A 20873-nucleotide genomic window follows, 5' to 3' on the forward strand; every position below is an offset into this window, starting at 1 on the left:
AGGCGTGCTGAATGCAAGCAAGCGCGGCAGATCGTTGATTTGCGGCTGCACACGGCGGGAGTGCTACCTTTGCGCAAACAGTTGTCGAAAGGGCAGGGGTGTCAGGCGGATGGCAACAATGGTCGAAGTGGCCAGGCAGGCACGGGTCTCCGTGTCCACGGTCTCTCACGTGCTCAACGGCACGCGGCATGTCAAGCCCGGGACGCGCAAGCGCGTACTCGATGCGATCTCGGCGACGGGGTACCGGCAGGACACGCTCGCGAGGGCAATGCGGCGTTCGCGAACCGACAGCATCGGGCTCGTTCTCTCGGATGTCGGCGAGCCGGCCTTCGCCGAGATGATCCACGGCGTCGAGTCGGCCGCCGTCGAGCATGGGCTCACTCTCCTCCTCGCCAACTCCGCCGAAGACGCCGACCGTGAGAAGCGCGCCGTCGAGACGTTGCTGAACCGCCGCGTCGACGGGCTGATCCTGGCACGCGCCGCAGTCTCAGACCCCGTGCTGCTCGAGTCGTTGCCCGGCGAGAAGTCGCCGACCGTCCTGCTCGACCGCATCTTTCCCGACCTGCCGTTCGATCAGGTGGGCGCTGACAACCGCGAGACCATGCGGCGCCTGGTCACCCATCTCATCGATGCAGGGCACGGGCGGTTCGTGGTCGTGGCCGGAGACCTGCGGGTGCCGACGCTGCGCGAGCGCAATGAGGGCTTCGCCGACGCCGTGCTGAGCGCGGGCCTGCGGCTCGACGACCAGACCATCCTCGCGTCGGACGACTGGCGCACGTTGGAGGACATGGTCGGCTCCGCGCTGAGGGCGGCCGATGCCACGGCGGTGATCGCGACCAGCACGCCGTTGGCGGCCCTCAGCTTGCGCGCGCTCATCGCTGCCGGACGACGCGTGCCTGACGACGTCGCCTTCGCGACGTTCGACGGTTTCGACCACGCCGACCTGTTCGAGCCGCGGGTGACCACCGTGCGGCAGCCCGCGTTCGACATGGGTGCCACGGCGGTCCGCCTGCTGGTGGACCGGCTCGAGACACCGGAGGCGAGCCCGCGCACGGTGCGGTTGCAGCAGCGCATCGATTGGCGCACATCGACGGAGGGCCGCGCGCCTCGAACGAAGGCTTGACAGTCCGTCGTCGATCGGTCTACCTTCAGACAAACGTTTTTCGCAAACGTTTCGATAGATTCGCAAGACCCGGTGTCCGATCCCCGTCACACGCCGCTACCCAGCGGAGCTCCCGCACCGGAGACCCCATCAAAGGAGATGCACGTGTCCCTCTCACCAACCAAGGCCACCCGGCTCGGCCGGCGATCCCGGCGGATCACCGCCGTCGCCGCAGCCGGGGCTCTGGCCCTCGCCTCCCTCGTCGGCTGCGCGGCATCCGGCGGCTCGGACGGTAAGACGACCATCACCCTCTCGATGCAGAACCCGGACGTGAAGACCGCCGACCCGGCGACCTGGGCGATCGTTCAGGCGTTCGAGAAGAAGAACCCGTCCATCAGCGTCCAAGTGAGCGGTGAGGCTGTCGCCGAGCACCTGCAGAAGCTGTCGATCGCGGCGCAGAGCGACACGCTGCCCGACATCTTCTGGGTCTACAAGGCGACCGCCGAAGAGATGCTCAAGGGCGGCAAGCTCATGGACCTCGCGCCGACCCTCGACAAGCTCGGCATCACGAAGCGGCTGCCCGAGAGCACCGTCTCGAACTTCTCGTCCGGCAAGACCATCTACGGCGTCCCGTACCAGGGACTCCTCACCGGCCTGTGGGTCAACACGAAGATCCTCTCGGACAATGGCCTGCAGGCTCCGACCACGTTCGACGACCTGGTGAACATCGCCAAGGCGCTGAAGGCGAAGGGCATCGTGACGATCTCCAACGGCGCGAACCAGTCGGCGTTCAGCGTGTGGAGCTTCTTGCTCGACCTCGACCGTTTCGGCTACCAGGACAAGATCGACGACATCCTGTCGGGCAAGGCGAGCTATGACAACGCGGACTTCCTGAAGCTCTACGAGCACATCGCCGAGCTTCGGGATGCGGGAGCCTTCGCGACGAACGTGTCGACTCAGACCTACCAACAGGCTGTCGACCAGTTCACCAGCGGTAAGGCGGCGATGCTCGACTCGGGTGTCTGGGCGTCCAGCGCGATCCAGAAGGCGTCGATCGCCCCCGACACGAAGTTCTGGATCGGCCCGCAGTTCTCCGACGGCGTCGGCAAGCAGGACATCGCGATGAACGTCGCCTCGGCCCCGCTCGTCGTCAGCAAGAAGGTCTCGTCGGACTCCGCCAAGTCGGCCGCGGTCGAGAAGTTCATCACGTTCTACTACAGCGATGAGGCGCAGCAGCTCCTGGTCGACAACGGCCAGCCGCCGGTGACCGACTACCAGCCGAAACTCGACCCGACCACTCAGAGCGCACTGAAGTCGGCGCTCGACGCGGCGACGGCCGAGGGCGTCACGAGCCCGCGGTCGCAGCCCGACCTGCTCGTGTCCACCGCCGTCTCGAACGCGATGTACGACAGCATCTACGGTGTGATCCAGAATCAGCTCACTCCGAAGAAGGCGCTCGAGCTCGTGCAGACCGCGATCGAGTCGAACAAGTAAGCCTCACCGGGGTCCGCCATACGGCGGGCCCCGGTGATCCCTCCCCGCACAGAAAGCAGAACTGTGGTCTGGATTAGCTCTCGCTGGAAGATCCTCGTCATGATCGGGCCTGCCGCGATCCTCTTCACGATTTTCGTGGTCTACCCGGTCCTCTACTCGCTCGGATTCTCCTTCACGAAGTTCCAGGGTTTCGGAAGCCCCGAGTTCACCGGCTTCGGAAACTACGTCGCCCTGTGGAACGACCCGTTCTTCTGGCGGTCACTGCTCAACACGGCGATCATCCTCATCGTCAGCCTCGCGGTGCTCATCCCTGGGGCCTTCGCGCTGGCCCTGCTGCTGCGGCGCAAGATCGCCGCCGGTGGGGCCCTTCGGGCTCTGGTCTTCGGACCCGCGATCATCGCGCCGATCCTGATCGGCCTCATCTGGGTCTTCATCCTCGACCCGAAGATCGGTCTGCTCAACCGGGTGCTTGCCGCCTTCGGGATCGCGCCGGTGCAGTGGATCGGTGGCGACACGCTCACGCCGTACGCCATTGCGATCGTCTTCATCTGGAGCAGCGTCGGCTTCGCGATGACGATCTTCTACGCGGGTCTTCAGGTGCTCCCGGATGACGTCATCGAAGCCAGCTCGCTCGACGGCGCTACGGGGTCGCAGCAGGTGCGGCACATCGTCATACCGCTGATGCGGGAGACGTTCGCGATCGTGACCATCCTGATGATCACCAACGTGTTCAAGATCTTCGAGCTCGTCTACATGCTGACCGGCGGTGGCCCGGTGCACCGGTCGGAGACGCTCGTCAGCTACATGTATTTCCTCACGTTCACGAACCAGCAGTACGGGCTCGGGATGGCTCTCGCCGTCATCATCACCGTGCTCGGCGGCATCGTCTCGATCGGCTATCTCGCCCTCTCTCGCGAGCGGAAGGCAGCAGCATGACCATCACCGCAACCGCCCCAACAGAGCCCGGCGCGGTCGGCGCGCACGGCGCGCCCCCGGCCGAGCGACGCAAGCGACGCCGTCGCCCTCTCGCGATCGTGCTCGGTGCGGTGGCCTACCTGATCACGTTCCTGATCGTGCTGCCCATCCTGTGGATCGTGCTGCTGTCCTTTCAGCCGAGCGGCGACATCCTCGGCAACCCGTTCTCGTTCTCGCACCTGACGGTCGACAACTACCTGAATGTCATCGGGTCCCTGCCGCTGCTGACCATGTACGGCAATACCCTGCTGATCGCGATCGTCTCGGTCACGGTCGGAACGGCGGTCTCCTTCACCGCGTCGTACGCTCTGACCCGCATGGTGTTCCGACGTCGGCGCGCACAGGCGGGCATCCGGTTCTACCTGCTTGCCGGGCTCGCGGTGCCGGTCTACATCCTGCTGTTCCCGGTCTACCGGCTCGACCTCGCGTTCGGAGTGTTCGGCACGTACGCGGCGCTGATCCTGCCGTACATCGCGGTCTCGATCCCCTTCAACACCCTCCTCTTGACCGGCTTCCTCCGAGAGTTCCCGGGCGAGATCGAGGAGGCCGCGATCATCGACGGAGCAGGGCTTTGGCGCCTGTGCTGGTCGGTGGTGCTGCCGCTCATGCGTCCGGTCATCGCGACCATCCTGATCTTCAACATCGTGTACGTCTTCAACGAGTTCCCATTCGCGTCGATCCTGATAAACAACCCGAACATGGTCACGGTGTCGCTGGCCGTCTCGCGCTTCCAGGGCCAGTTCACTGTGGACTACGGCGGGATGATGGCGGCGGCGACACTCGTCCTTCTACCCCAACTCATCATTTACGCGTTCTTTCAGCGGCACATCATCGCCGGCATGACCGTCGGCGCCGTCAAGGGCTGATCGCGCGCTAAAGCGACCGGCCAGACGGGTTATGGCCACGTTCATCTTCTCGTCCAGCGCGAATCGACCCCACATTCGCAAGAGCGTACGCCGAGACACAGATCGGCGAACTTCGGACAGACAGCGCGAGAATGGGGGCCATGAAGGCTGCGCGCGTGCATCGGTTCGGGGATCCTCTCCAGATCGACGATCTCCCCGATCCTCAACCCGGCCCGGGTGAGGTGACCATCGAGATCGCGTTCGTCGCGGTCAACCCACTGGACGTCTGGGTGACGCAGGGAACGGTCGCGGGGGGCAGCCAGTCGTTGCCGTTCGTTCCGGGCGTTGAGGCGGTGGGCGTGGTGGATGGTCGCTGGTATGTCGTAGATGCCGGGAACTTCGGCACCACTCGTGACGGTTTGTATCGGGAGCGGGCCGCGGTGCCGAGGGCGGCGCTGATCCCTGTGCCTGAGGGCGTGGATCCCGCCCAGGCTGCGGCGATGCCGGTGACGGGACGGACAGCGTGGTGGCTCGTCAATGAGGTTGCGCCGGTGCGAGAGACGGACCGGGTCATCGTGCTCGGTGCTTCGGGTGGCGTCGGATCCCTTGTGGTCCAGCTGGCGAAGAGTAGAGGAGCGGTGGTCTGGGGGCAGACCGGCAACCAGGAGAAAGCGGAGTCGATCACAGCGGCCGGGGCCGATCGTGCGGTCGTGGCTACCGCAGATGATCTCGCCGCCCAACTTGGCGAACTGGAACCCACCATTGCCTTCGATGCGCTTGGCGGACGTTATACGCGGGTGCTCATCGACGCTCTGGGCATGGGTGGGCGGATCGGCCTGTACGGCACCTCCTCCGACCCGGAAGCGACACTGGACCTCAGAACCCTCTATCGGAAAGGTGTCAGCCTGCTGCCTGGCTCCGTTCCGCCGAATCGGCAGCGGGCCGCCGTCGAGGCGGCGCTGGACGAATTGGTGGAGGGGCATATGAAGGTAGCGGTAGACGACGTACTGCCACTGGATCTCGCAGCCGAGGCACACCACCGCATACTCACCAAGGCTGTCAGCGGGAAACTGCTGCTGCAGCCCTGATACTGCGTCTTCATCGACGCGCGATCAGCGGGTGGTTCACGCGGACCGCGCTTCCGATCGGTGCGGACAAGGCACCAGCACTACGCGGACAAGAGTGCACGCGAGTAGAACGCGGCAATCGCTGCCGCGAGTTCCTGCGGCGCGCCTGACTGCGCTGAGTGTCCCTGGCCGCGCAGCACCACTTGGTCTGAATTTTGTAGAACGCGACTGAGCGCGTCCAGTCGGGCGTCGAGGTGCCGGGGGCTGCGATCTCCACCGATCAGTAGAACCGGGGCTGACAGGCTCTGGAAGCTGCTCAGCCGAAAGCCGAGAGCGTCCATTGCGGCCACGTCGGCTATTTGCCGCGGCGCCATTCTTCTCATTTTCGGGAAGAGGCCCACGAGCACCCCGATGAGTCGCGCCTGCCACGGTGGGAGCCCCACCATGTCCCGAGTGAAGATCTGCATGGCCTTACCGGGGTGTCCAGCCGCGACCGCGCGCTGCGCCGCCGGAAGGAATTCTCCGCCCGCGAGTCTGTCCAGTGGCACCGGCGGCTCGTACACCGCACCCGCGTAGAACGCCTTCGGGATCGCAGCCAAGCACTCGAGGGCCAGGTACCCGCCGGAGGAGTGGCCGAAGATCAGTGCCTTCTCGCCGAGCTCTTCCACGACGGCCTTGACGTCTGCGATCTCGTCGGCGAAGGAGCAGGGGGACGGGAGATCCAACCGATATTGGCGACGGTGAAGTACGAGGACTCGGTAGCTCTCGGAGAGAGCAGCTGCAACTTTTCGATAGCCGGTCCCGTCGTCCATACCAGGCGGAACGATAAGGATTACCGGCCCGGACCCGGAGTCGTGAGCTCGGACTTCGGTTCCATCTGCTGACGTGACTGTGAACATGGTGCTCCTTGGGTCGCCTGGGCTCCGGACATTCACGGGCGGTGCGATCGGCCGACGGTTGAGAACGGAGAGGATGAGTGGGAGATGTGGTACATCTGCATGTCGCCGCCGAGGAACCGCATTCCCAGCTCCGGCGGAGCAGCAATGGCACGCCAGTCGTCGAGTGCTTGCTGGCTCTCCCACAGCTCAAAGTTGTTCACCCGCCCGACATCGACCGGATCGGCCGAGATGGCCAGGTCGAGACAGCCGGGTGCCTGTCGACCTCGTTTCACCAGGTCGGCGTGGGCGTGCACGAACCGGTCCCGGTCCGATGGGGCAAGCTGAAGGTATCCGGCTACTATGAGCATCTTTTTCTCCCCATCGTCCTGCTCAGGCCACCCACCGCCCGAGACAAGCGTTCGAGATGACGTCGCTTCCTTTGCGCCGCTAAGGAACTCTAACCCTAGCCTTAGCGGTGCTAAGCTGTCAACCGTGCAGGATAGGCAACGGCTCAACAGGGGGTCGATCGTCGTGGCCGCCCTAGAGCTCATCGGCGAACTCGGGCTGGACGGCTTCAGTATGAGACGCCTGGCCCAGCGCCTCGAGGTTCAGTCCCCGGCGCTGTACTGGCACTTCCGAAGCCGAGAGGAACTGCTGGGGGAGGCGGCCGAGGTCGTCATCATGGGGGCCGGCATGGGGCCGCCCGAGGTCGGCGAGTCGTGGCAGGGTTGGATGAGGCGACGCGCTTTCGGCTATCGCCAGTCACTACTTGCGCAACGGGACGGCGCGCGGATCGTGGCCGGTGCCAGAGGCGCCAGCGTCGGCATGGTCCAGCTGTTCAATGATGAGGTCGAAGCGCTCGCAGGTTTTGGATTCTCGCCGATGTCTGCCATGCAGACGATCGCCGTGATAACTCACTTCGTATCCGGCTTCGTGCTGAAGGAGCAGACCGAGGCTGAAGGAGCCGGCCGCGACCCGGCTGGCGCACAAGCTTCAATGCAGACGTTCATCGGGACTGCGTCTCCCGCGGTCGTCGAAGCCTTCGCCGCCGGCGCCAACCCGGTAAGCGAGCGCGTGTTCACGGCTGGCGTTGAAATGATCATCGCCGGCACGTCATTGCACCTTCGAAGCAGCCAGTAGAGGCCGCCGTTTACTCGCCCTTGCGAATTGGACGACGGCGGCGTCGGACCACGATGAGCGCCGCGCCGAGGAGGAGCACGATGAGGCCCCCGATCAGCGGTGGGAGAAGGTCGGAGCCGGTCAGCGCGAGAGCGCCTGAGCCGCCGCCAGGCGTAGCGGCGGCGGGACCGACTGCGTTGATGTCCACGGCGACTGCTGCGGTCGTGCACGTGTCGGGGTTGTTCACGAGGCAGAGGCGGTATTCGAACGCATAGTGTCCAGCCGCCGCGCCCGCGACGACCGTGACGTCGCCGCCCGGCGCGATGCTGATGCCGGACGGGGCGTTCACTGCGGACGCGAGCACGTCGGCTGCGGTGGTCGGCTGGCCGCCGACCGTACCGGCGCCGATGACGTTGCCGACCGTGCCGCCGGCGGGTGTGCCGGTGAAGCTCTGCGCAGCTGCCGTGAGTGCCGGCGCGGCGACCGTCACGTGCACCGAACCGCTATCGCACAGTGTCTCATCGGGCGCGGGAGCGCAGACCTGATACTCGAAACTGTCGTCGCCGGCGAACCCGGCGTCCGGGGTGTAGCGCAGGACGCCGCCCACCGGGGTGACGCTGCCGTGCGCGGGCGCCGCACTCACGGCGAAGCCGGAGCCGGGTGCGATGTCGCCGGAGGAGAGGTCGACGTCGACGGGGTCGCGGTAGGTGGTCGTGGCGTTCGCGTCCGCCGCCACGGGGCCCACGATGAGCGCCAGGGTCGCGGGCGCCGAACGCGCCCCGGTAGCGTCGGCCACCGAGTACTGCACTTGGGCGGCGGCTCCTGCGAGGCCGGTGGCCGGGGTGAAGGTCACGGAGCCGTCTGCGGCGACCGCCGCCTCGCCCTCCGGCAGCGCGACGGAGGTCGTCAGCGCACCGGTCACCGGGTCGATGAGCCGCACAGACGCCGCGTCGATCGGAGCGTCGCCGGGGGTGTCGTCGGCCGCGGGCTGAATGGTCACCGCCTGGTCGATGGTCGTGGGGAGCCGGTTGTCGGTCGCGGTCGGGCCGACCGAGAGCGCTGCGCTGAACTCCGACGTGTCACCGGCCGCGTCCGTCGCCGTCGCGGTCACGACCGCCTGCGGGGCGATCGCGGTGGGGAAGGTGACGTCGAAGGTCGCGACACCCGTGGCGTCTGTCGTCACCTGGGACGAGCCGAGCGGTGCGGCGCCTTCGCCGTAACCACTGGCGTCGCGGGTGCCGGTCAGGGAGAAGTCAAGCGTGTAGGTGGCGTTGGGGGCGCCGGCGTAGGTGCCGGTCACGTGCGTGGAGCCGCGCTCGACACGCTCGAGCACCGGGTAGTTGACGAGGGCGTTCGGGCCCGTCCGCACGGCGCCGGCAGTGCCATTGGCGGTCACACCGTCGTTGGCGAGGTCGATGCCCAGGCCACCGTTTCCGTCGATCGCGTTGCCGCGAACAGTCACGCGGGCGCTGCTGTCGGCGGCCCCTAGCCCGACGGCCACGCCGTCGCCGCCGTTGCCCGTGATGGTGTTGGCGTCGCCCGCCGAGGCGCCGCCGACGGTCACGTCGACCGTGCCGACGGTCGAGACACCGTGCCGGCCGTTGCCGGTGATGGCGTTGCCCGCGATGGTGACCGGGCCGACGAAGGAGCTGTTGCCCGCGCCGCCGCTCAGGGCGATGCCGTCGGTGGCGTTATCGCGGAGCTGGTTCCCCTGGATGAGCAGCCCGCTGTTCGAGCCCTGGACCGTCATCCCGGAGCCCGTGCTGTTGGCCACCAGGTTGCCGGTGATCTGCGCGCCCGAGGTGGCCCCCACGGCGATGGCTGTCGCATTCGGTCCGGCGACTGCACCCGCTGCATCCACGCCGAATCGGTTGTCGGAGATGACGAGTCCGCTGTAGAGCCCCGCTACACCGAAGGGGTAGTTGTTGGCGCAGTTGACGGCGGCCGCAGTGCTGCCGCCGAAGACGTTGCGGCGGATGGTGAGATCGGACTCGCCGGCTTCGGTCGAGAGGGAATTGCGGCAGAGTATGCCGGTGCCGTCCGGGTCGATCGCGCCGCCCGGTGTGACGCCGAACAGATTGTCCTCGACCGTCAGTCCGTCCGGGAAGTGGAACGCGCCGTTGAAGGCGGTGCGCGCGCCGACGAGACCCCTCGACGCCCCGGTGATGGACAAGCCCCGGACCGCGACGGGATTCGGCGTCTTCGGAACCAAAAGACCGAAGCCCTTGATCTGGACGAGCGGGGACGGCGTCAGGCCGGGTCCGCAGACCGCGCCGGGCTGTGTGCACCCGTCCAGCGTCACCGAGGAGGTGACGCCGCCCAGCACGGGGAGGGCCGTCAGCGGGGCGATCAAGAACGGGCCGGTTCCCGGGATGGCGAAGGTGATCGTGTGCGTCCCGGCCGTGCTGGTCGCGTCCGTTATGGCCTGCCGCAGCGACCCGGCCCCGCTGTCGGCGGTGTTGGTCACGGTGAAAGTGGCCGCCAGACTCGGCGCAGCCGGCACCAGGGCGAGTCCGAGAGCGAGAGCCGAAGCGACCAGCAGGCCGACGGCAGTGCGCGCAGCGCGGCTCCTCGACGACGAGGTGACGGGCGGTACGAAAACGTTCCTTCTCACGGGGCTCCAACGGCTGTGTTCGGATGATGCGCAGACGCGACGCCCGGTTCTCTGACACTTTCTCAGGAGTAGACCGCCGGGTCTGACTCTAGTGATCCTTCCCCCGATGGCCAGGGTGAACCCGGGGTGAAACCTGCGCGTCTTGGTGGACCAACCCCTTGATTTGTCGGTTAGCTGTGACGTGACCGAATGCGTGTGCGTCCGGCGATACCTGTTGGGGAAGGAATTGCTGTGGCGCGACGCACCACCCTTAGCGCCGAAGAGGGCGCACAGACCGTTCCGTCCCCGCGAGGGATCCGGTCGCTGTTCTGGCACGCAGGCTCGCCGACACGGGGCTTCCGCGTCCTGTCCGGGCTCATCGCGATCGCCGTCGGCGGTATCTCCGTCTTCAGCCTGGCCGGAGCCGCCGACGCAGCGACGACCGCTACGCACGAAATCACGACGAACTGGGTGGGAAACCCGACGACCGCGCCGTACGGGTCGGCAGTCACCTCGGAGTGGCACGTCAGCACGAACGATGCGACGAACCCGCAGGCCAACCTCCCGGTCGACAACGTGCGCGTCACGCTCACGGCGAGTAACGGCGTCTTCAGCAGCATCCCGGCGGTCTGTAAGACCACCGGCGTCACGCCGGCCTCGTCGATCTCGGCGAACGGCTCGACCCTGGTCTGCAACCTCGGGACGATCACCGAGGGGACGGCCGCCGTCATCCAGGCGCCCGTCAGAGCGACCGGAGCCGTCGGCGCGAACCTCTCCGTCTCCGGCACGGTGACCTCCGACTCCGCGGTCGCCGCCGCGGGCCCGGTCGCGACCCCGCCGCTTCCGATCACCGGAACACACGGCATGGACCTGGTGCTCAGCGCGCCGAATCAGAACTACCAGCAGTCGACCATCCCGAGCCGCAGCGGCGGAAACCGTCCGTCCGTTGTGGTCGACTACGGGGTCGCAATGACGACCGGGAGCATTCCGGGGCCGGCGACGTACTCGTTCACGGTGGACATCGCCGTGTCTGTTGCCGGCCAGCTACCCGGACTTCAGTGGGAAGGATGCGCGCCGGTCGACAATACGGCCCAGGCCACCGGGATCCCATATTCGGACCCCAGCATCGCCAACCGCACCAACACCCCGGCCTGCACGATCAGTGGCAGCGGCACCCACTACACGGTCACGCTGAGCGGCCTCGATTACAGCCTGCAGCACGTGCCGACGACGGACAGCCTCGGCAACGCGATCCCGGCGGCGAGCACCTTCATCGCGTCCGGGAAGCTCAACTTCAGCTACACCACGCCGATCACGGCCACTACGGGCGTGACGTTCGGCGCGACCCCGACCCCGTTCACTTTCACTGACGGCGTCACGCAGGCGGAGACCAACTCCTCCAACGATGTTTCGGGCACGTCCCTCGTGCTTCCCGGTGTGTTCTCCATGTCTTGGCAGGGCAGCCCCGCCGCCGGCCGTTCCCCGTGGGACGCGAACCTGTGGGCCGCACCCGGGGCGGCACAGACCAAGACCTTCCCCTGGCCGGCCGCAGGATCTTCGACCAACCCCGGACCGTACACGCTCGCGGATCAGCCGCTCCTCGGCCAGGCCGACAGCGTAACCTGGTCCACCTACAGCGGTGCCGGAGGCGCGGACCTGGCCGGGTCCTGCGTCATGATCCAGAACCCCGCCGCCTTCACCCCGCGATATGCAGACCTGCTCGCGGCCGACGGCGCGTCGTATTCCAACATGACGACAGGGCATCTCTGGTACCGCACGGATGCCCTGAACACGAAGACCGAGACCTGTGGTGAGCCCGTCGGTGTCGCGGGAAGCCCGTGGATTTCGGCACCGCTGCCAGCAGTCTGTGCCACGCAGACAGCGTCGATCTCGCCCGCGTATTCGGACGACAAGTGCCTCGTAAACCTTCCGGCTGGTGTCACCGCCGTGAAGATGACCTGGAACCCGGCCGTTGACAAGCAGTTCCATCACTTCCTGCGGGTCTGGGGTTACGTTCCGCCGACGGCTCCGATCGGTGCTGAGTCATGGGTGGTCGGGGCGTTCAACGCGCCGTACAACACTGCCACGACATTCCCGGGCTTTCCGAACCTGAATAACTACACCAACATCAGCACCAACAACAGCGTGGTCGCGGTCATCCCGGGCAGCACCTATGGCCCGAACACCAACGGGATCCGGGATGCGATGCGCATCCAGGGGCCGACCGGTGCCATCACCAAGACGACTCCGAGTACGACGGCGCAGCCCGGCGTTCCGGTCACCTACAACCTCACGGCGGAAGCCGACCTCGCGGTGCAGGGTCCGCCGAACCAGACCTTCACGGTCACCGACACGCTGCCGACCGGCATGGCGTACGTCGCCGGTTCGAGCACACCAACACCCGTGGTGACGACGAATGGTTCCGGTCAGCAGGTGCTGACCTACACCTTCACGAACGTGCCGGCGAACACCGCGCAGCCGATCACGTACCAAGCCCAGATCCCGGCGAACGGATCAGTCGCACCGGGGACCGTCCTGACGAACACCGCGCAGGTCGATGTTCCTGGCGACAACCGTCCGGTCGCTGCACGGCAGGCGGCAGCAACCGTGACCGTGCCGAACCGGGGCGCGACGACTCTCGGCAAGTCGGTCGAGGCGAACACGCTCTCCTTCTACGGCGACTCCTCGGCGTGGGACCTGGCCGTCAACTCGCAGGACCCGGTCAGCAACCCGTACACGGACACCATCGACATCCTCCCGAACAAGGCGGACGGGCGCGGCACGACCATCGACGGCGCCTACACGGTCACCGCAGTGACCGCTCCCGCCGGATCGACGGTGTACTACTCCACGGCGCCGCTCACGTCGTTGAACAACGATCCGCGCGCCGCCTCCAACGGTGGAACGCCGGGCAGCATCACGGGCAACACGGTCGGCTGGACGACGGTGAAGCCGGCGAAGCCGACCGCCGTGCGCGTCATCGGCCCGGCGCTCGCGCCCGGCGCGACCCAGAACATCCGGATCGCGTTCACCACACCCGCCGGAACGGACTGCGCGGCGCCGGCGTCGACCGACAACAAGCCGGGGCAGCTCCTCGTGAACTCGGCGAACTCGATCGCCGGCCACACGGCGCTTCCGATGCTGTCGTCGGCCACGACGACCATCGGCGACTGCTACGCCCTCGACCTCAAGAAGTACGTGCTGGCCAAGGGCGGCAACCCCGCGAACGCCGCAGACTGGCATGACGCGAACAGCACCGCCGACTACCAGCAGTACGCGGTCGGCGACACGGTGCCGTACAAGATCACCGTGACCAACAAGGGCACGGGCGCGCTCACCAACATCCCGGTCACGGATTCGCTCGTCCCCGGCTGCGACTTCACCGTCGCGAGCCTGGCTGCCGGAGCGTCCGCCTCCAACACCTGCTCGGCGACCGCGGCCGTCGGGACTACGGTGAACACCGCCTCGGCGTCCGTCACGCCGCCGGACGGACCGACCCTGACGCCCAACGACCCGGCCGGCATCGTCGTACCGGACCCGTACCGCGTGGTGAAGACCTCCAGCCCGGCAGCGGGCACCGCGGTCGCGCCCGGCGGAACCGTCACCTACACGATCACCGTGTCGGAGCCGGCGGGCAGCTCGGCACCGTCGCTGAACCCGTCCCTGACGGACGACCTGGCGAAGGTGCTGGATGACGCCGCTTACAACGGCGACGTCACCTCGACGGCCGGAACCGCGTCCGTCTCGGGGGCGACCTTGCAATGGTCCGCCGCGACGATCATGCCGGGGCAGACGATCACGATCACGTACTCGGTGAAGGTGAAGAACCCGGACACCGGCGACAAGGTGATGACCAACGTGGTGACCACCCCGACCGGTGGCAACTGCCCGACCGGCAGCACGGATCCCGCCTGCACGGTGACGACGAACATCGAGTCGTTCACGGTCGCCAAGTCCGTCTCTGTTGCTCAGGCTGCGGAAGGCCAGGCGGTGACATACACGGTGACCGTCACGAACACGGGAACGTCCGCCTACACGGCCGGCCACCCGGCGTCGTTCACCGACTCGCTCACCGGGCTCCTCGATGACGCGGTCTACAACAACGACGCGAGCAACGGAGCGACGTACGCCGCGCCGACCGTCTCGTGGTCGGGAGCGCTGGCGGTCGGAGCCACCACCACGGTCACCTATTCCGTGACGGTGAACACTCCGGACGGCGGTGACCACCTGCTGAAGAACACGGTCACCCCGACCGGCAGCGGCGGCACCTGTGCCGCGGCCGGTGCGTGCGACACGCGGACTCCGATCGCGTCGTACACGGTCTCGAAGACCGCCTCGGCGACCGAGACCTCACCGGGCGGCGTGGTCATCTACACCGTCACGGTGACCAACACGGGTCAGGTCGGCTACACCGCCGCGAGTCCCGCATCCTTCACCGACAGCCTGACCGGCGTCCTGGACGACGCGACCTACAACGGGGACGCGAACAACGGTGCCACGTATGCGGCACCGACCGTCTCCTGGGCGGGCGCTCTGGCGATCGGCGCGACCCGGACGGTCACGTACTCCGTCACCGTGAACACTCCGGATGCCGGGGACCACCTGCTGACGAACGCGGTCGTCCCGACCGGTTCCGGGGGCACGTGTACGACGGCAGCCGACTGCACGACCAACACCCCGGTCGGCAGCTACACGGTCGCGAAGACCGCGTCGGCTGCGTCCACCACTCCCGGCTCGACCGTGACCTACACGATCGTCATCACCAACACGGGCAAGGTCGCCTACACCGCGGCCAAGCCGGCGACCATCACCGACAACCTCACCGGTGTCCTCGACGACGCGGTCTACAACAACGACGCGTCGAACGGTGCGACCTACGCAGCGCCGACCATCAGCTGGGCCGGCCCGCTGGCGCTCGGCGGCACCCAGACCATCACCTACACGGTGACGGTGAAGAACCCCGACCGCGGCGACCACGTGCTCAAGAACACCGTATTCACACCGCCCGGCGTCGGTAACTGTCCGGCGGGATCCACCGACCCGGCCTGTTCGCCGGCCACGCCCGTGCAGTCGTACCGCGCGGTCAAGACCACCACGGCCACCACGGTGACGCCGGGCCAGGTCGTCCCGTACACGATCACCATCACGAACACCGGTCAGGTGCCGTACACGCTGGCGGACCCGGCGGTGTTCACCGACGACCTGACCAGTGTCCTCGATGACGCGACGTACAACGGGGATGCGACCAGCGGCGCTGTCTACGCAGCTCCGACGCTGTCGTGGTCGGGTGCACTGGCGGTCGGGGACACGGTCACCGTCACCTACTCGGTGACGGTGAACACGCCGGACGCCGGCGACCACATCCTGAACAATGCGATCGTCACCGGAGCGACGGGCAACTGTGCGCCCGGCTCCACCGACCCGTCCTGCAATGTGCAGATCCCGACCAAGTCCTTCCACGTGGTGAAGACGGCCTCGTCGACGACCACCACGCCGGGCGCGACCGTGACCTACACCATCGTGGTGACCAACACGGGTGAGGTCGGCTACACCGCGGCCACGCCGGCGAGCTTCACCGACGACCTCGGCAACGTGCTCGACGACGCCACCTACAACAACGATGCGACGAATGGAGCGACCTACTCGGCGCCGACGTTGTCCTGGTCGGGAGCACTCCCGGTCGGCGGGACCGAGACGATCACCTACTCGGTGACCGTGAAGGACCCCGATGCCGGTGACCACATCCTCGACAACGCGGTGCTCACGCCGGCCGGGCTCGGCGGCAACTGCACGGTCGATTCGACCGATCCGGATTGCGCCGTGACCGTTCCGGTCAAGTCGTACACGACGGCGAAGACCGTCTCGACGGCGACCACGACGGAAGGCTCGCGCGTCACCTACACGGTGACGGTGACCAACACCGGTGCGGTCGACTACACGGCTGCCGCGCCGGCGTCCGTGACGGATGACCTCACGAGCGTGCTCGACGACGCCGCCTACAACAACGACGCCACGAACGGAGCGACCTACTCCGCTCCGAACATCGCCTGGGCGGGTGCGCTGCCGGTGGGTGGAACCACGAGCATCAGCTACTCGGTGACGGTCGACCAGCCGGACACCGGCGATCACGCGCTGAAGAACGCCGTGCTGCCGACCGGTACAGGTGGATCGTGTGCCGCGCCCGGCGAGTGCGGCACCACGACCCTCGTGCAGTCGTACTCGACCGTGAAGACGGCATCCACGACCACGACGGAGCCGGGCGGTGTCGTCTCGTACACGATCACCGTGACGAACACGGGTGAGGTCGCGTACACGGCGGCGAACCCGGCCACCTTCACGGATGACCTGACGAGCGTGCTCGACGACGCGACGTACAACAACGACGCGACCAACGCGGCCGTCTACTCGGCGCCGGTGCTCTCCTGGTCGGGCGCGCTCGCTGTCGGGGCCACCCAGACGATCACCTACTCGGTGACGCTGAACAGCCCGGACTCCGGCGACAACGTTCTCGCGAACGCCGTCGTCACCCCGTCGGGGCTGTGTGTGTCCGGGTCCACTGATCCGAGCTGTTCGGTGCTCGTACCGGTGCGGTCGTACACGGCCGTGAAGACGGCATCCACCACCCAGACCGAGTCGGGCTCGACCGTCGGCTACACGATCGTGGTCACCAACACCGGCGCTGTGGCCTACACGGCAGCGGCACCCGCCACGTTCACCGACGACCTCACCGGGGTCATCGACGACGCCACCTACAACAAGGACGCGACCAGTGGAGCGGTCTACGCGGCTCCGACGCTGTCGTGGGCGGGCGCGCTGCCGGTCGGCGGGGCCGTCACGGTCACGTACTCGGTGACCGTGAGGACTCCGGATACCGGCGACCACCTCCTCAAGAACGCGGTGGTCACCCCCACCGGGCCGTGTGCGTCCGGGTCGACCGACCCGACCTGTTCGACCGTCGTCGCGGTGCAGTCGTACCACGTCGCCAAGAAGGCCTCGGCGAGCAAGGTGGCACCCGGCGGAGTCGTGACGTACACGATCACCGTCGAGAACACCGGCCAGGTGCCCTTCACGAGCGCGCGTCCCGCCACCTTCACCGACGACCTGACGAATGTGCTCGCCGGTGCGACCTACGGCGGCGACGCCAGCAACGGCGCCACCTACACGGCACCGACGATCGCCTGGGCCGGAGCCCTGGCCATCGGGCAGACCGTCGACGTGACGTACACCGTGCGGCTGCTGGCGACGGATGCGGCGCGCCAGGTCCTGCACAACGTCGTCACCACGCCCGACGACCCGGCCGGAGTGGTGTCGAACTGCCTGGCCGGAGACACCGACCCGGACTGCGCCGCCGACGTGACCGTCGACCCGCAGGCGGTCCCGCCGGTGGCGCCCACTCCGCTGGCCGGCACCGGCAGCGACGTGCTCCAGCCGATCGGATGGGGCCTCCTGCTCCTGCTCTCAGGCCTCGGACTGGTGTTCGGGCTCCGCTACCGTCGCCGTCGCCACAGCTAGCGGCAGGGCTGGTGACGATGTACAGCCGCGTAGCGCACGTTCGTCGGTGGGTCGCCGGCGTGACCGGGATCGGTCTCGCCGGTGGCGCGCTGCTGAGCGTTCTGCTCGGTGCTCCGGCGGCGGTGGCCGCAACGGCCGCCGCTCCGGAGGCCGCGCCGGCCGGTCTCTCGATCGCGATCAGTGACGGCGTCGCGGCGACCGCCTCCGGGTCGACGTCGAAGTACACGGCCACGGTCACCAACGACGGGACGGCTCCGGTGACGGGCAAACTCGTGATCACGCTGCCCGCGCAGGCGAAGTACAGCGAGGCCGGGGGAGCGCACGTGGAGAAATCCGATGCGGTCTGGCAGGTGACCGTTCCTGCGGGAAAGTCGGTGACCCATCGGGTGACCGCGGACATCGGTCGTATCCCCAAGGGCGAGGTTCGGGTGACGACGCTCGCGACGTTGTATGCCGCAGACGACGGTTCGCGGATCCTGGTCCGGGCGGCGGACGCGAATGCGATCCAGGGTGTCGTCGATCCCGCGCACACCGTCGGGCAGAAGCCCGCCAAGGCTGCTGACAGCGGCGGCTCGCCGGCCCTTCTCGTCGTCGGCGTCGCAATCTCCGTCGTACTCCTCGCGCTCGCCGCCACAGGCGTCGTCTGGTTACGGCGCCGGACGCGTCGGGCGTCGCCGGAGCGCGTGCCGTAGCGTGGAGTCCGCCAAGTAGGGGAGGATCACGTGGACAGTCGGCGGTCACAGCCTCCGTCCACCTCCCTGACGCTGGGCGCGACGGCGCGTTCGCTGCGCGTGCGGCACGACGGCGCGGCAGCGTGGATGCCCGACGGCGTCGACGTGGAGGTAGCCCCCGGCGAGGTGCTGCTCGTGCTCGGGCCGAGCGGGTCGGGTAAGTCGAGTTTCGCGATGACCTTCAACGGGCTCATTCCGCATGCCCTGCCTGCCGACGTGAGCGGCACGATGACGGTCGCGGGCATCCCGACGTCGGACGCCACCATCGCCGAGCTCAGTCTGCATGTCGGGATGGTGTTCCAGCAGCCGGATGCGCAGCTGATCATGCGGACGCTGCTGGACGAGGTGTGCTTCGGGCCCGAGAACCTCCTGGTTCCGGCCGCCGAGGTGAAGAGGCGCGCCGAGGCGGCGTTGCGGGCCGTCGGCCTCTGGGAGCGGCGGGACGACGATCCGGACCTGCTCTCCGGCGGCGGACAGCAACGGCTGGCTATCGCCTGCGCCCTGGCGCTCGAGGCGCCGCTGATGGTGCTGGACGAGCCGACGTCGAATCTCGACCCGGCCGGGGCGGAGGAGGTGTACCGCCTGCTCGGCCGCCTGACCGGGCCAGAGTCGCCGCGGTCCGTCGTCCTGGTCGAGCACGACCTCGACCTGGCTCTGGAGATCGCAGACTCCGTGCTCGTCCTAGACCGCGTGGGACGCCCGTTCGCGCAGGGTCCGGCCCGGGAAGTGCTGCGCACTCAAGCGGAGGAGTTGGAGGCCCTCGGGGTGTGGCTGCCCACTCCGACGACGGCGGCGCTCCGGATGCGGCGGGCGGGCATCCCCGTCGACCCGCTGCCCCTCGATGCGGCAGAGCTCACAGCGGCATTGTCCGGCGTCGCGGTCGACGGCCTCCGGGAAGCGAGCGGCGGCTCGACCGCTGAGCCGGAAGAGGCTGGCGGCGGCCCCGCGATCACGGTGAGCCGGCTGACCCTCACCCGGGCCGGCCGGCGGGTGCTCGACGACCTCTCGCTCCACGTCGAGAGCGGAGACTTCTTCGCCATCGTCGGGCCGAACGGGGCGGGGAAAAGCACTCTCGCCCAGGTGCTCGCCGGCATCCTTCGGGCGCCCCGCGGCACAGTGGATGTGCTCGGCCTCGACCCGACGCGTGCCCCGCGAGGCGCGCTCCGTCAGGCGATCGGGTTCGTATTCCAGAACCCTGAGCACCAGTTCGTCGCGCACACCGTCGTGGACGAGCTGGCGGTCGGCCTCCGGGCACGGCGGCTGCCCGACGACGAGGTCGATTCGCGAGTGGAGCGGATGCTCGACCTGCTCGACCTGGACCCGCTGCGAGCCTCTCACCCCTTCCGGCTCTCCGGCGGTGAGAAGCGGCGCCTGTCGGTTGGAACCGCCCTGATCGAGGGCGCTCCGCTGCTCGTGCTGGACGAGCCGACGTTCGGTCAGGACCGTGCGCGGGCGACCGCCCTCCTCGACACGCTCGCGGCGCTCAATGCGAGCGGCACCACGGTCGTCGCGATCACGCACGACCTCGCGCTCGTCGGTGAGTACGCCCGGCACGTCGCCATCCTGGACGCCGGCCGGATCGTCGCGATGGATGAGACTGCCCGCATCCTCGCCGACCGGGAGCTTCTCGAGGCCCACGCCCTTCGGCAGCCGCCGCTGGTGCGCGCGCTCCGCGCGCCCTCCGTGCCGCATCCACTGCACGGGCTGACGCGCCTGGCCGACCTGCCGGGCAGCGGATGACTGCGTCGGCACGTGTATCGACGGCATCGCAGCGGGCGTTTCTGAACCGGCTCAACCCGCTGGCGAAGGTCGCGGCCGTCGTCCCCGGATGGATCGCACTGGTGTTCACCCGCGATCTGGTCACGTCGCTGCTCCTCTTAACAGGCAGCGTCGTGCTGCTGCTCGTCGGTGCCCGCTTGCGGCCGTCCACGCTGCTCGTCCTCCTGGTCGGGGTACCCGCCGGCGTGCTCGTCATGTCCGCCGGCTTCGCGCTGTGGGCGCACCCGGATCCGTCGGCCGACCCGACGGTGGTCGTGTCCGCCGGACCTGTGCAGCTGACGGCCGGGGCTCTGCTGGTCGGGCTCGCGGGTGGGCTGCGGCTGGCCGCGGTGTTCGGCCTCGCCCTCATCGGCGGACTCACGACGAGCGGGCCGGAGCTCGCGCGGGCCCTGACGGCGCAGCTGCGCGTCCCCTACCGGTTCGCCTACACGGCCGTGGCCGCCTACCGGTTCGTCCCGCGTTCCGCGGCCGAACTCACGCTCATCAGGCACGCGCTGCGGGTGCGCGGTGCGGGGGCGGGGCGTGGTCCCCTCGCGCCGGTTCGCAGGATGGCGGCGCCGCTCCTCCCGCTGCTCGCCTCGAGCATCCGGCATGCCGACCGTGTGGCGCTCGCCATGGAGTCTCGCGCGTTCGGCGCGCATCCGCGGCGCACCGAGCGCGTGCCGATGCGCTGGCGGTCGGCGGACACGGTCTTCGTCGTCGTCGCTTGGATGCTGACGCTGGGCGTCCTCCTCGTGCGGTGAGCGTTGCGGAGAGCCCCGAAATCGTCCCTCTGACG

13 protein-coding genes are annotated in these 20873 nt (G+C 68.0%); 10 read left to right on the top strand and 3 right to left on the bottom strand.

Annotation, left to right across the window (positions count from 1 at the left end; genetic code table 11):
* Nucleotides 1-118: 118 nt before the first annotated feature.
* The 5 genes from AB4079_RS12675 to AB4079_RS12695 all read left to right on the top strand — a co-directional run bounded on the left by AB4079_RS12675 (nucleotide 119) and on the right by AB4079_RS12695 (nucleotide 5504).
* Nucleotides 119-1123, top strand: coding sequence for a LacI family DNA-binding transcriptional regulator (locus tag AB4079_RS12675; RefSeq protein ID WP_441787723.1), 1005 nt, complete (start codon nucleotides 119-121; stop codon nucleotides 1121-1123).
* Nucleotides 1124-1267: 144 nt separating this feature from the next.
* Nucleotides 1268-2596, top strand: coding sequence for an ABC transporter substrate-binding protein (locus AB4079_RS12680; RefSeq protein WP_441787658.1), 1329 nt, complete (start codon nucleotides 1268-1270; stop codon nucleotides 2594-2596).
* Nucleotides 2597-2695: 99 nt separating this feature from the next.
* Entirely contained in the window at nucleotides 2696-3532 is an 837-nt protein-coding gene (locus AB4079_RS12685; RefSeq protein ID WP_441787659.1) for a carbohydrate ABC transporter permease, read from the top strand.
* The gene (locus AB4079_RS12690; protein ID WP_441787660.1) at nucleotides 3529-4437 is read left to right on the top strand and encodes a carbohydrate ABC transporter permease; all 909 of its coding nucleotides are present in this window, start codon (nucleotides 3529-3531) and stop codon (nucleotides 4435-4437) included. The genes AB4079_RS12685 and AB4079_RS12690 overlap by 4 nt, the downstream gene beginning before the upstream one ends.
* A 140-nt stretch (nucleotides 4438-4577) precedes the next feature.
* The gene (locus AB4079_RS12695; RefSeq protein WP_441787661.1) at nucleotides 4578-5504 is read left to right on the top strand and encodes a quinone oxidoreductase family protein; all 927 of its coding nucleotides are present in this window, start codon (nucleotides 4578-4580) and stop codon (nucleotides 5502-5504) included.
* An 80-nt stretch (nucleotides 5505-5584) separates the two neighbouring features.
* On the opposite strand, the gene AB4079_RS12700 is transcribed toward AB4079_RS12695, so the two are convergent.
* The gene (locus AB4079_RS12700; protein ID WP_441787662.1) at nucleotides 5585-6382 is read right to left on the bottom strand and encodes an alpha/beta fold hydrolase; all 798 of its coding nucleotides are present in this window, start codon (nucleotides 6380-6382) and stop codon (nucleotides 5585-5587) included.
* A gap of 32 nt (nucleotides 6383-6414) precedes the next feature.
* A complete protein-coding gene (locus tag AB4079_RS12705) occupies nucleotides 6415-6912 on the bottom strand; it encodes a putative quinol monooxygenase (protein WP_441787663.1) in 498 nt (165 codons plus the stop codon).
* On the opposite strand from AB4079_RS12705, the gene AB4079_RS12710 reads away from it, so the two are divergent.
* Nucleotides 6854-7501 carry a TetR/AcrR family transcriptional regulator C-terminal domain-containing protein gene (locus AB4079_RS12710; protein ID WP_441787664.1) on the top strand — a complete coding sequence of 216 codons (648 nt, stop codon included), beginning with the start codon at nucleotides 6854-6856 and terminating at the stop codon, nucleotides 7499-7501. The two genes, AB4079_RS12705 and AB4079_RS12710, sit on opposite strands and share 59 nt — an antisense overlap.
* Before the next feature lie 10 nt (nucleotides 7502-7511).
* On the opposite strand, the gene AB4079_RS12715 is transcribed toward AB4079_RS12710, so the two are convergent.
* Nucleotides 7512-10094 carry a right-handed parallel beta-helix repeat-containing protein gene (locus AB4079_RS12715; RefSeq protein ID WP_441787665.1) on the bottom strand — a complete coding sequence of 861 codons (2583 nt, stop codon included), beginning with the start codon at nucleotides 10092-10094 and terminating at the stop codon, nucleotides 7512-7514.
* A 231-nt stretch (nucleotides 10095-10325) separates the two neighbouring features.
* Between AB4079_RS12715 and AB4079_RS12720 the strand changes: the two genes are divergently transcribed.
* Genes AB4079_RS12720 through AB4079_RS12735 form a run of 4 tightly spaced genes read left to right on the top strand, consistent with a single transcriptional unit; the run spans nucleotide 10326 to nucleotide 20838 of the window.
* Nucleotides 10326-17585 carry a DUF7927 domain-containing protein gene (locus AB4079_RS12720; protein ID WP_441787666.1) on the top strand — a complete coding sequence of 2420 codons (7260 nt, stop codon included), beginning with the start codon at nucleotides 10326-10328 and terminating at the stop codon, nucleotides 17583-17585.
* Nucleotides 17586-17644: 59 nt separating this feature from the next.
* Nucleotides 17645-18277 (top strand): hypothetical protein, encoded by a 633-nt coding sequence (locus tag AB4079_RS12725; RefSeq protein ID WP_441787667.1) that lies wholly within the window; start codon nucleotides 17645-17647, stop codon nucleotides 18275-18277.
* Nucleotides 18278-18307: 30 nt separating this feature from the next.
* On the top strand, nucleotides 18308-20056 hold the full coding sequence (locus AB4079_RS12730) for an ABC transporter ATP-binding protein (protein WP_441787668.1): 1749 nt from the start codon (nucleotides 18308-18310) through the stop codon (nucleotides 20054-20056).
* On the top strand, nucleotides 20053-20838 hold the full coding sequence (locus AB4079_RS12735) for an energy-coupling factor transporter transmembrane component T (protein ID WP_441787669.1): 786 nt from the start codon (nucleotides 20053-20055) through the stop codon (nucleotides 20836-20838). The genes AB4079_RS12730 and AB4079_RS12735 overlap by 4 nt, the downstream gene beginning before the upstream one ends.
* Nucleotides 20839-20873 lie beyond the last annotated feature (35 nt).

The sequence above is a fragment of the Leifsonia sp. 2MCAF36 genome, from assembly GCF_052115525.1.
Lineage (GTDB): Bacteria > Actinomycetota > Actinomycetes > Actinomycetales > Microbacteriaceae > Leifsonia.

What these genes read in the sequence shown, in the direction of transcription:
- AB4079_RS12675 (WP_441787723.1), top strand. Translation starts at nt 119, where the DNA reads ATGGTCGAAGTGGCCAGGCAGGCACGGGTCTCCGTGTCCACGGTCTCT.
- AB4079_RS12685 (WP_441787659.1), top strand. Translation starts at nt 2,696, where the DNA reads ATGATCGGGCCTGCCGCGATCCTCTTCACGATTTTCGTGGTCTACCCG.
- AB4079_RS12690 (WP_441787660.1), top strand. Translation starts at nt 3,529, where the DNA reads ATGACCATCACCGCAACCGCCCCAACAGAGCCCGGCGCGGTCGGCGCG.
- AB4079_RS12695 (WP_441787661.1), top strand. Translation starts at nt 4,578, where the DNA reads ATGAAGGCTGCGCGCGTGCATCGGTTCGGGGATCCTCTCCAGATCGAC.
- AB4079_RS12700 (WP_441787662.1), bottom strand. Translation starts at nt 6,382, where the DNA reads ATGTTCACAGTCACGTCAGCAGATGGAACCGAAGTCCGAGCTCACGAC.
- AB4079_RS12705 (WP_441787663.1), bottom strand. Translation starts at nt 6,912, where the DNA reads ATGAGCTCTAGGGCGGCCACGACGATCGACCCCCTGTTGAGCCGTTGC.
- AB4079_RS12735 (WP_441787669.1), top strand. Translation starts at nt 20,053, where the DNA reads ATGACTGCGTCGGCACGTGTATCGACGGCATCGCAGCGGGCGTTTCTG.